The organism is Bradyrhizobium sp. CCGUVB23 (assembly GCF_024199885.1).
In the GTDB taxonomy this organism is placed as follows: domain Bacteria; phylum Pseudomonadota; class Alphaproteobacteria; order Rhizobiales; family Xanthobacteraceae; genus Bradyrhizobium.
Window position 1 is genome coordinate 3,624,090 of the sequence record NZ_JANADQ010000001.1, and the last position, 14,708, is coordinate 3,638,797.

The window sequence follows — 14,708 nt, forward strand, 5'->3', positions numbered from 1 at the left end:
GAGTTCCCGGCTATTGAAACCGCTCTGCGAGAAATGCCGCGAGGGCTGCTTCGGTCTGCTCCGGCTGCTCGATGTGCGGGAGGTGCCCGGCGTGGTCGATTTCAACCAGCTTGGCATCGGGGATATCCTTGGCGGCCTGGCGGCCAAGTTCCGGCCAATTGCCGAGCGGCTTGATCGCTTCCGGCGGAGCATAGCGGCGGAAGAATACGCTGCGGTCGTTCTGCCCAATCGTGAGCAGGACCGGCATCTTCAAGAGGCGGTATTCATGACGAATCGGCTCGTTGAAGATCATGTCGTAGGTCAGCGCCGATGCCCGCGCCCAGCGCGGATACTCGGCGCTCAACAGCACGCGCGAGAAGATGTCGACATATTGCTGCGCCGTTGTCGGCCAGCCGACGAAGAAGGCCGCCATGAAGGCACGATAGCTTTCCGGCGTCTGTGACATCTCGGTCTTCACCAGCGCTTCGATCGGCTGTGGCGGGAGGGCGCTGCGGTAGTCTTCGAGGCCGATCGGATTCTCCAGGGCCAGCACCGCCGTCGCTTCCGGATAGTTGCGGGCAAAATAAACCGCGAGCATGCCGCCGAAGGAATGGCCGACGATCGCGGCGCGGCTCACCCCGAGGCTGTCGAGCAGCATCTTGGTGTTGTGCGCGAGAAGATCGAAGCGGTAGCGGATGTCGGGCTTCGCCGATTTGCCGAAGCCGATCTGATCCGGCACGACCACACGGTATCCTTGGGCGGTCAGGGTCGCGATCATGTGCGCCCAGTAGTTGCCTGAAAAGCTCTTGCCGTGAAGGAGCACGACGGTCTTGCCGTTGGCGGCAGCGGCGGGCGGCACGTCCATGTACGCCATGCGCAGTTGCTGGCCTTCGATGGTGAGGTCGAAGAACTTCACGGGATGGGGATATTCGATGTCCTCGAGGCCGATGCCGATCGGCTGCACCGGCTTTCGCGGCGCGGGCGATCGGGAATCCGGCGTCTGCGCCCGCGCACTGTCGGCCAGCGCAATGGCACTGCCTGCGAGTGCGACGGCGGTCAGCAATGAAGCAAGATGTGTCGCAAGACGACGGGACATGACGGCTCTCTCTTGTTGTTCGGCCGAGCGAACGTATGTGCTTGTGGATTGCGATCTCGATCTATCCCGCGGGCCGAAGCATGTGGGCATGCGGAATGCTCGCGACGGCCAACCGCTCGCGTCCGTGCGCTGCGGTGAAGTCAAGGACAGGACCGAGCGGAACGATCCCGGTTGGATTGATCGAACGGTGGCTTTCGTAATAGTGCCGCCGGATATGCTCGAAATTCACCGTCTCGGCGACGCCTGGCCACTGGTATATATCGCGCGTAAAAGCTGACAAATTCGGATAGTCGACCAATCGCCGGATGTTGCACTTGAAGTGCCCGACATAGACCGCGTCGAACCGGATCAGTGTCGTGAACAGGCGGATATCGGCCTCGGTCAGATTGTCTCCGAGCAGGAAGCGCCGATCGGCAAGGTGCTGCTCGAGCCAGTCCAGCGTGTCGAACAGCGGCAAGATGGCTTCTTCGTGGGCTTCCTGGGTCGTGGCGAAGCCTGCCTTGTAGACGCCGTTGTTGACGGTGTCGTAGACGCGCGCGTTGATCGCGTCGATCTGTTCGCGCAGTGCGGCCGGATAATAGTCGCCGGGCCGGGCACCGCTTCCGTCGAACGCCGAGTTCAGCATCCGGATGATCTCGGACGATTCATTGTTGACGATGCTGCCGGTGTGCTTGTCCCACAGCACGGGAACGGTGACGCGACCTGTGTAGCAGGGATCGGCCGCCGTATAGATCTGATGCAGGAACTGCGCGCGGTAGACCGTGTCTGGGACCACGCCCGGACCGTCGGCAAAGGTCCAGCCGTGCTCGAGCATCAGCCAATGTACTGCGGATACCGAGATCGTGTCCTCGAGTCCCTTCAGCGCGCGCATGATCAGTGTGCGGTGTGCCCAGGGACAGGCGAGGCTGACGTAGAGATGATACCGGCCGGCTTTGGCCTTGAAGCCACCGATACCGGTTGGGCCGGCGCTGCCGTCGGCCGTGATCCAGTTACGGAAGGAACTGTCCTTGCGAATGAAGCGGCCACCGCTTGGCTTCGTCGCATACCAGGCGTCGCGCCATTCACCGTCGACCAGTAATCCCATGTCAGCCTCCTCGAACGATGTTTGTCGACCGCCTCAGGTGCGGGTGATCGAAAGACCGCCGTCGACCAGCAAGGCCGTCCCAGTGACGAAACTGGAATCTTCGGACGCCAGGTAAAGCACCGAGCGCGCGACTTCTTCCGGCCGTCCGACCCGCTTCAGGGCGTGCAGATTGGTGATGAAGGCCGCCTTGTCAGGAGTATCGTTCATCTCGCGATACATCTCGGTCTCGATCGCGCCGGGCAGGACCGCATTGACCCTGACGTTCTGCGGACCGAACTCGGCGGCGAGCGTCTGCGTCAAGCCGATCAGACCTGACTTGCTTGCGGCGTAGGCGGCGACGCCGGGGAATGAAGAGCTGTAGCCGACGAATGTCGAGGTGAAGATCACCGACCCGCCGCCATGCTTGACCATCTCGGCGATCTGGTGCTTGGCGCCAAGGAATGAGCCGGTGAGGTTGATCGCGACGGCATCGTTCCAGCCGGCCTCGGAGACTTCTGTCGAGGCGCCGCCTTCGCCGAGCGTGCCCGCGTTGTTGAAGGCGATATCCAGTCTGCCGAATGTCTTCACGGCCAATGCGACGAGGGCTCTGGCATAACCTTCCGATCGCACATCTCCCGCGAGTGCGACAGCCGTCCCGCCACTGGCCTTGATCTCGGCGACGAGGCTCGCCAGCTCGCTTTCGCGCCGCGCTCCAACCACCACCTTCGCGCCTTCGGCAGCGAATAGCTTGGCCGTGACCCGGCCGATGCCCGAGCTCGCGCCGGTCACGATTGCAACCTTGTTTGAAAGACGTCCCGTGCCTTGTGCCATTTCCATTCTCCCGTTCGGCCGCGCCAACCGCGGCGTGATGGGAAGTTTCCTAGACCCACACAGAACTGGAAGGAAGGTACATAAACTGGTTATATGATTCAGTTTTCATGAATGATCTGGGCTGCCCATGGACCGTCTGCGCGCTTTTGAGGTGTTCGCCACGGTGGTTGGCCAAGGCTCTTTCACCCGCGCCGCGGACAAGCTCGAGACCTCGCCGGCCAATGTGACCCGCTACGTCAATGAGTTGGAGGAGATGCTCGGCGCGCGCTTGCTCAACCGGACTTCGAGGCGCCTTTCGCTGACCGAAACCGGCAAGACGCTGTATGACCGCGCACTCTCGATCCTGGAGGAGGTGGCGGAGGCCGAGGCGATCGCGTCCTCCGCCGCAATGCAGCCCCGCGGACGTCTGCGGATCAACGCGCCGCTGAGCTTCGGCATCCTTCACCTTGCGCCGTTATGGCCGCGTTTCATGGCGCGCTATCCGGACATTGAGCTCGACATCAGCCTGGTCGATCGGCTCGTCGACCTTGTCGACGAGGGCTTCGATCTGGCGGTCCGCATCTCGCGCGGTGGATCGCCGAGCTTGATCAGCCGCAAGCTCGCGGCCATTCATCACTTCATCTGCGCATCACCGGATTACATCGCGCGACATGGAGCGCCGCAGACTCCGGAGGATATCAGGAGCCATGCTTGCATTGCGTACGCCTATTCCGCCTCGGCCGACGAATGGCGGTTGCTGGACGGAGACGGCAAGCTTCACACGGTGCCGGTGTCCAACATCTTCCACACCAACAATGGCGAAACGGCTTGTGCGGCGGCGCTGGCCGGATTCGGATTGATCCTGCAGCCGACCTTTCTGATCGGGGAGCATCTGCGGCAAGGCCGGTTGGTCCGGCTGCTGCCGGACTATCACACGAGCGAGATCGATGTGCTGGCCGTTTATCCGAGCCGCCGCCACGTCAGCGCAAAGGTGCGTGTGATGGTGGACTTCCTTGTTGAGGCATTCCGGGGCAAGCCGCCGTGGGATTGACAGCGATCGCGGGCCGCTGCCCGCAGGTCAATTGCGCTCTGTCCGGTCCATGGACACAGGCCTACGCAGAGCTGATACCAACCTCAACGAGCGGCGAGGCCGACTGAAACCGGACATAGTGACGGCCGGTGGCACCGAAATTAGTGATGTAAAATCAGATCGCGATGTCAATCACATACGAGTTCGCATTTTTGTTCCGAATGGCGCGCAATCGCCGTATTGGGCCGCCGATCACCTCATGGGGAACTTGCTGCCGGTCGCTTCTGCGCATTGGGACTTGGGCAAGATCTGGGCAACTCGTCATGGCTTTATGGAGTTGATATCTCCGACTTTGAAAAAGGCCGAGGCGCGATTCCTGGCTATCCTCTCGTGATTCGTGGAGGTAGCGCGATGAGCCGAGTCGGACCCAAATCTTCGCCGACCGATGACCATGCGAGACGGATCGCGCGCGCGATCGCAAAGGGTCGGCCACCACCGTTCGGCCCCGAACTCGTTCGATACTGCGAAAGCTCTCCAGGCGAAATATTTTCCGCTTTCGCAGGCCTTGCCCTGCACATGCCTCCGGCCGGCAACGATGAGGTGCTTGCCATCGGATATCTGTTTCTCCTGCAGCGGCTGCTCGAGCATCTACGTTACCGTACCGATCGGGGCTATGCGGACGCCGCCAAGCTGATCGCGGATTTTCAGGCCGATGTCGTCAAGCGGGTCAAGGCAGGGCAAATCGACGGACGCATGCTCGCCTTCGTCGGAGGTGCATTGCATCAGTCGAAAATTCCAGCGTCACCAGACTTGGCCGCAGCGTCTGCGCAGCACGCCCAGAATGAGCACGAACCGCTTCAGACCGACGTCCGCGCCGCTCTCTCCGGTATCCTCAAAGCTTGCGAGGGCGATCCGTTCATGATCGTCGGCTCGCTGCTCGAAACTGCCCATGCCATGCCGGTCGAAGCCCGCTGCGCGCTGGCCGGTACTCTGGCGCTCGCCGACCAGCCCGCAGCGCGCGGCGCCGCGGTTCTGTTCCTGCTCGATCCGGCCTCGGCTGTGCGCCGCGTCGTTGCGGCAGCGCTTGCACAGGTCGCGGCCTCTCTGGCGCCGACTGATGTTCGGCGGCTCATCGCGGTGCGTAATTGGCGGCCCGAGAACGAGCGAGCTGAAATCGATGCCATCATCCGCAAAGCACGTGCGGCTGGGATCGAATGCGTGCAATGGGAGGTAGGCAGCATCGAGGCGATTGCCGCCACGGCCGTCGACGGTGCGGCAACACAAGGTTTCCTGTTGGTGTCGCCTGCAGGAAGAAAAAAGCGGATCTCGTCGATCCTGACCAAGGGCGCGATTGCAGATGCCTGGAGCAGCGAGCCGGAGTCACGTCGCCAGATCGAGGCAAGCCTGGCCAGTGCCGGGATGGCCGCTCCCACGCTTGCTGTATCTAGGTCATACCTCGATCGTATCGTGGCACATCACTTGGCAATCGGCGCAGAGAAGGGAGAGGCGCCACCGCTCGGACTTCTCGAGGTTGCCGAGACGATCGGCGGTGTCGACTGGCAACCATCGCGTATGACCTTCAGTGAAACGCTAGCCGGCCTGGTCTCCGAGGTCCCGAAGACTATGTTGGAGCCCGCGACGCTTACATCGGTGCTGCGGAAGAGCGCTGAATTGGCCGACATCGAGGTCATCGCACAATCCTGGTTTGAGGACGACCCGGAGGTTGCACGAGCGGTGGGTCGCGCAGGCCGCGGTAATCGCGCGAAGCTTGCAAACTATCTTCTGCAGAGCATCTTTGCGCGCCGCCGTGACAGATGGGCCGACCTCATTCTGAGCACCGCCTTGTGGATGCGCGAGGCGCCCGCGGAGGCCGATCTATGCTGGCGAGAGCTCGCGATCGTTGCAAAGGCGCTCGCCGACGGGAGGGACATGACCGAGATCGGTTTGATGCGCGATATCGCCTTGCGCACGATCGCGGTGCTCACGGAGCCGGCGTCGAAACTAAATTTTGGCTGATGTACGTGAGCTGCAACTCCCTCCGACTTCGGGGCAGCGCGTGTCGCAGGCCATCGCAGAATTAGCGATTGGAGCGGAACCTCAGGCTCCGCCATCATAGTGCACGGTGAAGCAACAGCGCCCACCTTCATCGGCTGCGCGTCACTTCGCCAGAGCACGATTCCGCCGCCTGCGACCGCTGTTCCGGCGCGGATGAGTTAACCGGGGTTCTGTCGGTCGAGTTCGCGTTGCGCTTCCGTTAAGGCGCGCGGCTCGACCAGCAGACCTTGTCGTTCATAGCGGCGCCGGCTCTTGCTGAAGCGTACTACCACAGCGTGCCTTGCGCTTTTCGCCTTGGCTCGGCGCGTGAGCAGCGCATCCCCGGCAGACAAAAATTCAAGATCGTCGAGACCTGTGCAGCGCAGGCACACCGGACCGGGGCTTTCCATGATGAGAAAATCTCCCGTTCCGCCGCATCGGTGGCATTTCCAGGTTTCGTTCAGCGGCTGGATCACCAGAAGCTCGGGTGCACGGCTCGCTCTCTCCGCCAAAAGCTCCCGCTTCCTCTCGGAAAGCTCACCCGAAATCCAATGGGTACGGTACAGCTTTTCGATCGTCGGATTCCCGCTCTTGCTGAAGCGCAGCGTCCGCCGCGATGGAGCCCGCGCGATATAATGCGTCTCGCTTGCGGTTAGCCCCTCCGCGGCCGCCCACGACCGAAACAGCTTCATGGCCTCGGAAATGCGCGGCAGATTAGTCTGCACCACCCTCTCGAGATAATCGACCTCTCCCCGTTGCCAGCGCTTGAGTGCACCGGGATCGAGCCATCCGATCCCCACCAGCACGTCAACGGGGCGCACATACTTCTGGGCTGCGAGCGCCGCCTCTGCCGCTCTGATCACGCGTTCGTCGAGTTTCTTACGATTGTGCGGATGCATGTGCGTCCCCTTCGCGCGCCTGCAGGTATTTCGAGCGACAGGGATCCGGAATAGCCGGAAACAGTCATGACTACCACAAGAGCACGCGACAATGGCCAACAAGCTCAAGCCCCGCGCAAAATGCGACGCCTGCCGGCGGCGGCTGCTACGTCTGGATCGACACGAAGACGGGGCAGGCCGTTCCCACGATCCCACTTAGTGCAGTGTACTCGGGCTCCTCTCGTGGAGGTGATGCCCTCAGAACCATAGAGATTCATGTCGCCGTAGACACTGATGGCGTTCACGCACACAATCCAAACACCGGCCAGAACTTCGTTCATGACCCGAACGGGCGGCGGCCGCTCGGCGTCGGCGGCGCCTGGCACAGCCGAGCTTCCTGCAGGGCTTCGGCCATCCGGTGTCGCTATTCGCCGAGTACCAGCACCCCTGGTGGCAGGATGTGAACTTCAACACGCCAGCCGCGTCGCCCTTTTCAACTATACCTTTACCCGGCAGGACGACGTGAAGTTCGGCTTCACGGGTTGATTTGAGCCCGGCTTCAGCACCCGTCACGACCGGACCTCGCTACGTGAAGGCGCTGCCTCCGAAGGAGCTGGGACAGCTGGCCAGCTTGAACTGTCTGCCCGCAGCACAAGATCGGGCGCCATCGCAGAACGATTCCAGGAATGGTTGCCCAAGGTTACAGCATCCGCGCCGGACGCCAGCAGTTCCTCGTAGATGGCGGCGGTGATGCCGAAGCCCTGGTCCGCGCCATTTTCGCCGTTGACCACGCACAGATCCACCTTCAGCTTAGCAATGCATTCCGGAAGATGGGTTCGAACGGCTTGGCGGCCGGACTTTCCAACGACATCGCCGATGAAGAGAATGCGCAAACTCAGTCTCTCAGATGTAGGCAATCGAGAATGCCGATCTGAATAGCGCTGGGTCGATCATCCCTCAGCCCGCCTTCTGCTGTCAACGAGCGCGGGTTGCATGATCGTCGTCGCGGCTTTTGAATCGCCAGCTGTCGTTGCCGGTCTCGACGATGTCGCAGTGATGGGTCAAGCGGTCGAGCAGCGCGGTGTTCATCGCTGGGCCATTCACCGAGGGCGAGATTGGTGGTGACGATCACGGAGGCGCGCTCGTAGAGCCGGCTGACGAGTGGAAGAGAAGCTGACCGTCGGACTGGGCAAAGGGCAAATATCCGAGTTCGTCCGGGACGATGAAGTCCATTCGGGTTAGATGTTCGGCAAGACCGCGCTGACGTCCGCTGTGGATCTCGATCTCGAGGCGGTTGACAAGGTCGACCACATTGCAGAAGCGACCCACGGGCACCGGATCGGATGCAGGTTCTGGCGATTGCGATGGCCAAATGGGTCTTGCCAGTGCCAGTGCCGCCGACCAGCACTACGTTGCGTTCCTGGACGATGAAGCCGCCGCCGGCCTGACAAGGCCGCCAACCGCGAAGCGGGGGCGCGGCACGCGCCCGCCTTGATAGGGCGGCGGCGGTCCGTCCCAATTGATGGTAGCAGGCGCGCCTTTGCCGTGACTGTGCTACCGGCCGAGCCCTCGGTTTCTTCCGAAAGTCCACTCGATGCCACGGTCGTCGCGCTGCAGACCGCTGATGTGCTGGCCGATGCGCTTCTCGAGGAGTGGTTGCCAGGGCACGAGCTGAAAGCCGAGCCCGTTGTCGATCATCGCGAAGCGCCCGCTGACGAGGCTGGCGACGCCGGCGAGGCGGCCACTGACGTACTCGCCGGCGTTTGCTGGCGTGTAGGTTAGCCCGCGCTCTCTCGCCATCTGGTGGCCGACACGCTCAACCTCCCGTCGCTCAAGAGTCGCCACCGTGTCCACGGGGACACGAACGTTGCCATCCTTAGCGGTCGCAAGGCCCATCTCGACAAGTCGCCGAGCCCGACGGCTGATAGCTTTGTTGACCTCTCTGCCAAAACCGCCGTCCCTGATTTCCGAGCGGTCCTCGGCAATAATCTGTCGGTCGAGCCAAGTCGCACCCTCGCTGGCAATCTGCCGGTCGAGGCCGATGGCCGAGAGCGTCCGTATTCTCAGCCCGTCGCCGCCCTGGCTGAGGTCGTAGGCCTGCCCCCGCTCGACGATGTCCTTCGGGACCTTCCAATTATCGGCATCGATCCGCTCGACTTGGCCGGCCCGGCGCAATGCCTCCAAGCGTCGGACATGGGAACGCACGAAAGCTTCGGGGTCCTTGCCCTGCCGCTCAAAGCTATCGCGGATACGCTCCAGGTGCCGGCACGGCCGGTAGATGTCGTTGCGCTCCTCGACATTGCTGGCAATGTTGCGGTCGGCAGGTCTTGGACCGGACACGACTGGGGCCGCGTCGACAATCATGTCCCGCCCGACCTCCTCGATCCGGCTCGCGTCCTTGAACTCCATGTGATGGACGCGGCCATCGATGCCGTCGACGACCAGGTAAACCCGCTCGCCCATCTCGTCTCCGGCCAGGCCCTTGGCCAGGACTCGGCCGACGATCTTCTCGCCTGATCCTTCTCCGTGAAGGGCGAATTGGCCAACGCCGCGCTCCTCGGCGAGGCCGTTCTTCGTGAGGGCCCGGTGGACGGTGTTGATGACTTCAGTGCGGTGGTCCAGATCTTTCAGGACTTGTTCCGCGCGGTCGGAAAGGGCCCATCGTCCCGGCTCAAGCTCGGTGGCCACTCCGTAGCGCTCCAGGTGCCTTACCCGGCCGATCATGAGGTTACGGTTCTCTCGTATGAGGAAGGTCGCACCTTCCCCTGGTCGCAGATCGATCACGCCCTGCTCCTCCTGCTCGGTCAAGAGTAGTTTGTCGAGCCGCGTCACGCGCTCGGCTTCGACCTCGTTCTGCAGCCTTGTCTGAAGCTCGATCTCGCTCTGGTGACCCAGTTCCCGGGTGACCAGTTCGCTTGCCCGGTGGCGGACGCCACGGCTGATATAGTCGCCAGCAATATTGAGGATGCGGCCATCATCGAGCACGCCGCGGACGATGATGTGGGTGTGGGGATGGCCGGTGTTGTGGTGGTCCACCGCGATCCAGTCGAGGTGGGTGGCGAGATCCAATTCCATCTGGCGCATGAGGTCACGGGTGAAGCCGCGAAGGTCAGCCATTTCGGTTGCATCCTCCGGGGCGACGATGAACCGAAACTGATGACGATCCTCCCGGCCACGCTCCACAAAGGCCTTGCCGTCCGCCTCGTTCTCGAAAGCGGAATAGGCCTTGCCCCGCTCGCCGTCACGCGTGACCCCATCCCGCTCGAGGTAGCGCAGATGGGCATCGACGGCCCTGCTCATCGTGGCGCGGATCTTCGGACCCCGCGCGCCACGCCGCTGCGGATTGAGCCGCACGACCCTCGCCTTGACCACCACCCGCCGGGCCCGGAAGCGGCCTGCGGAATCTCTCTGCCACCCAGCGTCCCTGCCCTGCCGAGCAAACGACGCAACGACCTTCGCGCCCCGGCCGCGCGCGCTGAACCGGCCCGACCTTCCTCCTTCCCGGCCGCCGCCCGATCGCGCTCTCGAGCCTATCCGCCGAGGATCACCACCCGCTTTGCGGACTGCGACCTGGACCTGCTTGAGAAACGGTTGCGTCCGCGGATTGATGCGCGCTCCTCCGTTGCGGGACCGGCCAGGTCTGATCCGGAAATTCTCACTGTCATCGCGTGCCATGGCGCGACGATTGACATCGGAAAGGGCCGACACAAGAGCTGCCGAACACTGATCGCATCAAATCGCATCATCACGCACGATAGCGAACAAACAGCGTGGCTCCTCTTCGGAGCACATTGCGAGCGCCATCGCTCGAAAGATTGAAATTCATCGGGAAAGTTCGAAGGGCGGCGCCTGCACACGTTGCTACGTGCCGTTTTGACGTCGCCAAAACTTGCAAAATCCAATGTGCAGACAACCCTTTGCGACCGGAGGGAGCCAGCGAACGCCAGTTCGCTTTATCTCGCCCTCCACGGTTGGCTATCCCGTGCTCACTTCCTGCCCGACCCAATTGTACGGAAACCCTGAACGCCAGCGCAGCACCAGCGGAGCAGCGCGTTCCATCGCTGCAGGGGTGTGGGGGGATGGAGCACCGCCGATGGAAGGGGCGATGGCAGGCGATGGAAGGGCCATTAGCAGAGGCGTTCGAATGGGCGTTGGAAGCGATGGAAGACCGATCGAACGGGCGATGGAAACTTATCGGGGCGCTCTCTCGATGTGCTTCCGGCGCTTCGAAGCGGGTCCCGTTTCCACACTCACGATTTTTCCGGCCGTGAACAAGCGCTCCATGGCAGCGCGAAAAGCGTCTGACGATACCCCGTTTGCCTCGGGGTCGCCGGCTAACTCAAATGGCGCACTTCCGCGACCAGTGCTCGGGCGGACGGGCCGGCCCTGGGCAATGCGCTTGTCGAGCAGTTTGAGGAAAAGCTCGTCGACGTCGCGCTCGGCTGCCGCCCGGTAGGGAGAGCTGTCGGCTGATGTTTTCGTAACGAACGTTAGGCCGTTCCAGCGCAGCTTGATCTTCTCGCCGGAGCGCCCGTAGTTCGACTTCTTGACCTCGAGTTCTCGGATATCCGGATCGTTCTTGTCTGCATCTGAAAGATGGAGCATCGCGCGGACAGAGTTACGCCAATCGACAGAATTGGCGGTTCCGGAACCGTCGGCCATGCCACGCACCGACGGGTGGTCGAGCAGCACGATCGCTGCCTCATTATCGCGCGCGACCTTCCGCAACATCGCAAGAAAGCTGCGGACCTGCCGCCGAGCGATCGCCTCACCATCGAACACCGCGGCGATCGAATCGATGACGATCAGGATCGGCCGGCGTACGCTAATCCAGAGTTCGATCTGCTGTAGAAGCGCGGTCTTCATGACTTTGCCGAACCGGTCCGCCGTCACGAGCCAGGTCGCCTCAAGGTCAGGAAAATGCAGATGCAGATCCCCGATCGCATGCGGATCGATGCACCGATGCTTGCAGATACGTTCGATCCGATCACGAATATTCGCCTCAGGTTCTTCGCAGCTGAGGAACAGGGCCGGGCCCGTCTCGACAACGCAACCCAGCCAGTCGCCGAGCCCTGCGGTCACCGAGACCAGCAGCTGCACCGCTGTTTCGGTCTTGCCTGCACCACCATTGCCTGAATAGAGCGTGAGATCGCCGCATGGAATACGCGCGGCCGCCAGCCAGCGCTGCTTGAGCGGCTCAGTCCCCTTCCAGACTGCTGGCGTCTTGGTTTCCAGCGACGGCGTAGTCGGCATGCCGGCATCGTCGGACTTGCCGTCGTGGCGCCCGGTCGAACGCAGCTCAACCGGCAGATTTGCCGACATCGCGATTTGCATAATGGCTGCTTCTTGGTCGCTGCCGGGTTCGCCGACCAGCCCATGTAGCGCAGCGACTTCGAAAATCTTGTCCGAAACGGTCGCCGGATTGAGCCAGCCGCTCCGCACATACTCGCGCAGGTGATCGGCCATTTTTTGCAGAGCATGGAGTCGCGCAGACGGTGTATTTGGTGCTGTCGCTACGATGCGAGCGGCGAGCGAGAGCGCTTTTTGCGCATCCCTTATCGGCGTTGAGATGCCTGCATCAAAGTTCATCCGATCAAGTCCAGAGCATGGCCGACCGGCTTGGAGCAGCCAGGTGGCGGCGCGCTTAGGGACGTGATTGATGGTTTCTAGCGGAAGCAGTTCGGCCGCGGCGAATCGCTTCCGTTGCTAGTCGGCGCTCGATGTATTCGTTGATCGATTTGATCGTGATCCGGCGTGACTTGCCTTCCGTGTAACTTTCCAGTTCGCCGCTGTTGATGAGCTCGTAGAGCTTTTTGCGGGAGACCTGGATCGCCCTCATCGTCTGGTTCGGCGATGCTACGAGCGGCGCTTCCAGCGCGATGGAATTAGGGGACATGTGCGAAACATCCTGCTGTTTCCAGAGATTCTTGAGCATGCCGGAGAACGATTTCTCCGCAAAGCGTTCGTTCTACCGTGCGCATTATCGGCGGCTCCATCGTAAAATTCGACGCTCGGGCGCACATTGGCAGCTTAAGCCCGCAGTCTAATGAGCTCGCAGCCTCCCGATGCGATGCGAATAGGTCAACCAACTTCGCGAAAGCCAATCACGTTTGATCCTGCCAAGAATTGCGCCCAATCCTTCATAAGGGCGCGTCGCTTCTCGAGCTTTTGTCCACGCTGGTAGGCTGCCGTGGTCTCCGACTTGTACTTGTGCGCCAGTGCTGCCTCGCGCACCCCGTCCGGGTAGTCCGTGCACTCCTCGGCCCAGGTCGCGAACGTCGATCTGAAACCGTGCACTGTGACGTGGCCGTAGCCCAATCGGTCGAGCACAGCGAGCATTGCGTTTTCAGAAAACGATCCGCCGTCGGGATTTGGAAAGATCAACCCGCCTTGAGCGCCGTCGCGCATTTTCTCCAAAATGACCATGGCAGGATCCGGCAGTGGCACGACGTGGTCTTGTTTCATCTTCATGCGCTCGCCGGGAATTCGCCAAGCCGACAATGGCCGATCGATCTCAGTCCAGCGGGCGTCCACCACTTCGTTCGTGCGGCACGCCGTGAAGATCAGAAAGCGCAGCATCGCTGCGGCAGTGCCGGCAGCCGTCGATAGGTCCGCCATGAACTGCAGTGCTTCGGCATAGGGCAGCGCTGGATGATGCCGGACGACACGTTTGGGCCGCTTTGGAAGTTTCTCGCGCAGTTGCTTAGTGAGCTCGGCGGGGTTTCGAAAATCCTTGTCGTCGACGTCGACGTTCTTCGCGATGATTGTCTCAATCCGCCCGCGGACGCGGTTCGCCGTCTCGCGTTTTTCGACCCAGATCGGCCTCAGCAATTCATACAAGTGGCTGGGCTTGATTTCTGGGATCGTCAGTTTCCCGATTGTCGGATAAGCATATCGTTTCAGCGACGATGGCCATTGATTGCGGTGCTTCTTGCTCCAGATGGCCCAGTGTTCGCGGATATAGTTTTCGGCACATTCCTCGAAGATCGGAAGAGAGGTCTTGATCTCTACGGTTTTTGCTTCCTCGCGCGCCGCGCGCTTCTCCTGCACGATGTCGACGCCGGGTGTGCTGCGATCGCCTTTGACGCGAAGACGCGCTGCGTCGCGAGCTAACCGCGCATCCTTTAGCGACACATCCTTCAGCGAGCCCAGGCCGAGCCATCGCTCCTTGCCGCCTTTACAGTATCGATAGATCCAGTTCTTCGACGTCGCACCCTTCACGATGAGATAGAGACCGTCCCCGTCAGGGTATTTGCCGGGTCGAGTTTCGCGTTCAACGTCGAGCGGCTTGAGCTTGCCAGCCATGTGGTCCCCCTCGCGAAATCCGTCCTCCGAACCCACGATCAAAAACTACGACTTGCGCGGTGACTACGGGTACCATCGCGGAACTGGCCGCAACAGCGTTCGTCACGCTAGTCGTTGTTTTTGCTGTCGTTTCGAACAATCGGATACTGAGGAGAACAGTGTAGTGGCGGAGAGGGAGGGATTCGAACCCCCGATAGGCTTGCACCTATGCCGCATTTCGAGTGCGGTGCATTCAACCACTCTGCCACCTCTCCTGAAGGCGCCAAATCGGGGTAGCCCCGTGCGGTCGGGGCGTGTTCTAGGCGAGGATGGCGAGCCAGACAAGGCGGGCGCGACGAAAATCCAGCGCTTCGTGGAAGGTGCGCGCAGGCTAACACCGGCTGAAACCGGCCCGAGAGCCTGTTTCGCGCCGATTTGCACGGTCCTGCACCGGCGCCGGGTTCGGGCGCTCAGTCTGCGAACGGAGCGCCGAGCAGCGCGAAAGCCGTCAGCACGACAGGCAGCGTTCCCAGG

General features: G+C 61.8%; 10 protein-coding genes, 1 tRNA gene and 2 pseudogenes. 2 read left to right on the plus strand and 11 right to left on the minus strand.

What is annotated here, in order from left to right:
- Positions 1 to 10: 10 nt before the first annotated feature.
- From NLN62_RS16505 to NLN62_RS16515, 3 genes are all read right to left on the minus strand, one after another.
- A complete protein-coding gene (locus tag NLN62_RS16505; RefSeq protein ID WP_254109443.1) occupies positions 11 to 1,075 on the minus strand; it encodes an alpha/beta fold hydrolase in 1,065 nt (354 codons plus the stop codon).
- A 61-nt stretch (positions 1,076 to 1,136) separates the two neighbouring features.
- On the minus strand, positions 1,137 to 2,159 hold the full coding sequence (locus NLN62_RS16510) for a glutathione S-transferase family protein (protein ID WP_254109445.1): 1,023 nt from the start codon (positions 2,157 to 2,159) through the stop codon (positions 1,137 to 1,139).
- A gap of 33 nt (positions 2,160 to 2,192) precedes the next feature.
- Positions 2,193 to 2,969 carry an SDR family oxidoreductase gene (locus tag NLN62_RS16515; RefSeq protein ID WP_371932994.1) on the minus strand — a complete coding sequence of 259 codons (777 nt, stop codon included), beginning with the start codon at positions 2,967 to 2,969 and terminating at the stop codon, positions 2,193 to 2,195.
- A gap of 127 nt (positions 2,970 to 3,096) precedes the next feature.
- Between NLN62_RS16515 and NLN62_RS16520 the strand changes: the two genes are divergently transcribed.
- On the plus strand, positions 3,097 to 3,999 hold the full coding sequence (locus NLN62_RS16520; RefSeq protein WP_254109450.1) for a LysR family transcriptional regulator: 903 nt from the start codon (positions 3,097 to 3,099) through the stop codon (positions 3,997 to 3,999).
- 390 nt (positions 4,000 to 4,389) lie between these two features.
- Complete coding sequence (locus NLN62_RS16525; protein ID WP_254109452.1) at positions 4,390 to 5,994, plus strand: hypothetical protein; 1,605 nt, start codon at positions 4,390 to 4,392, stop codon at positions 5,992 to 5,994.
- 197 nt (positions 5,995 to 6,191) lie between these two features.
- Here the strand turns inward: NLN62_RS16525 and NLN62_RS16530 are convergent, their stop codons facing one another.
- From NLN62_RS16530 to NLN62_RS16565, 8 genes and pseudogenes are all read right to left on the minus strand, one after another.
- Positions 6,192 to 6,911 carry a hypothetical protein gene (locus tag NLN62_RS16530; protein WP_254109454.1) on the minus strand — a complete coding sequence of 240 codons (720 nt, stop codon included), beginning with the start codon at positions 6,909 to 6,911 and terminating at the stop codon, positions 6,192 to 6,194.
- Between the two features lie 653 nt (positions 6,912 to 7,564).
- Positions 7,565 to 7,783 (minus strand): annotated as a pseudogene (locus NLN62_RS16535) (YmdB family metallophosphoesterase); the annotation flags it as partial.
- 82 nt (positions 7,784 to 7,865) lie between these two features.
- Positions 7,866 to 8,334: pseudogene (locus tag NLN62_RS16540) on the minus strand (ATP-binding protein); the annotation flags it as partial.
- Between the two features lie 110 nt (positions 8,335 to 8,444).
- Entirely contained in the window at positions 8,445 to 10,244 is a 1,800-nt protein-coding gene (locus tag NLN62_RS16545) for a DUF3363 domain-containing protein (RefSeq protein ID WP_254109456.1), read from the minus strand.
- An 837-nt stretch (positions 10,245 to 11,081) separates the two neighbouring features.
- Positions 11,082 to 12,356 (minus strand): AAA family ATPase, encoded by a 1,275-nt coding sequence (locus tag NLN62_RS16550; RefSeq protein ID WP_254109458.1) that lies wholly within the window; start codon positions 12,354 to 12,356, stop codon positions 11,082 to 11,084.
- A gap of 178 nt (positions 12,357 to 12,534) precedes the next feature.
- Positions 12,535 to 12,825, minus strand: a complete 291-nt coding sequence (locus NLN62_RS16555) for a helix-turn-helix domain-containing protein (protein WP_254109460.1) — start codon at positions 12,823 to 12,825, stop codon at positions 12,535 to 12,537.
- 146 nt (positions 12,826 to 12,971) lie between these two features.
- On the minus strand, positions 12,972 to 14,195 hold the full coding sequence (locus NLN62_RS16560; RefSeq protein WP_254109462.1) for an integrase arm-type DNA-binding domain-containing protein: 1,224 nt from the start codon (positions 14,193 to 14,195) through the stop codon (positions 12,972 to 12,974).
- 164 nt (positions 14,196 to 14,359) lie between these two features.
- Positions 14,360 to 14,449 (minus strand) — tRNA-Ser (locus NLN62_RS16565).
- Between the last annotated feature and the right edge of the window lie 259 nt (positions 14,450 to 14,708).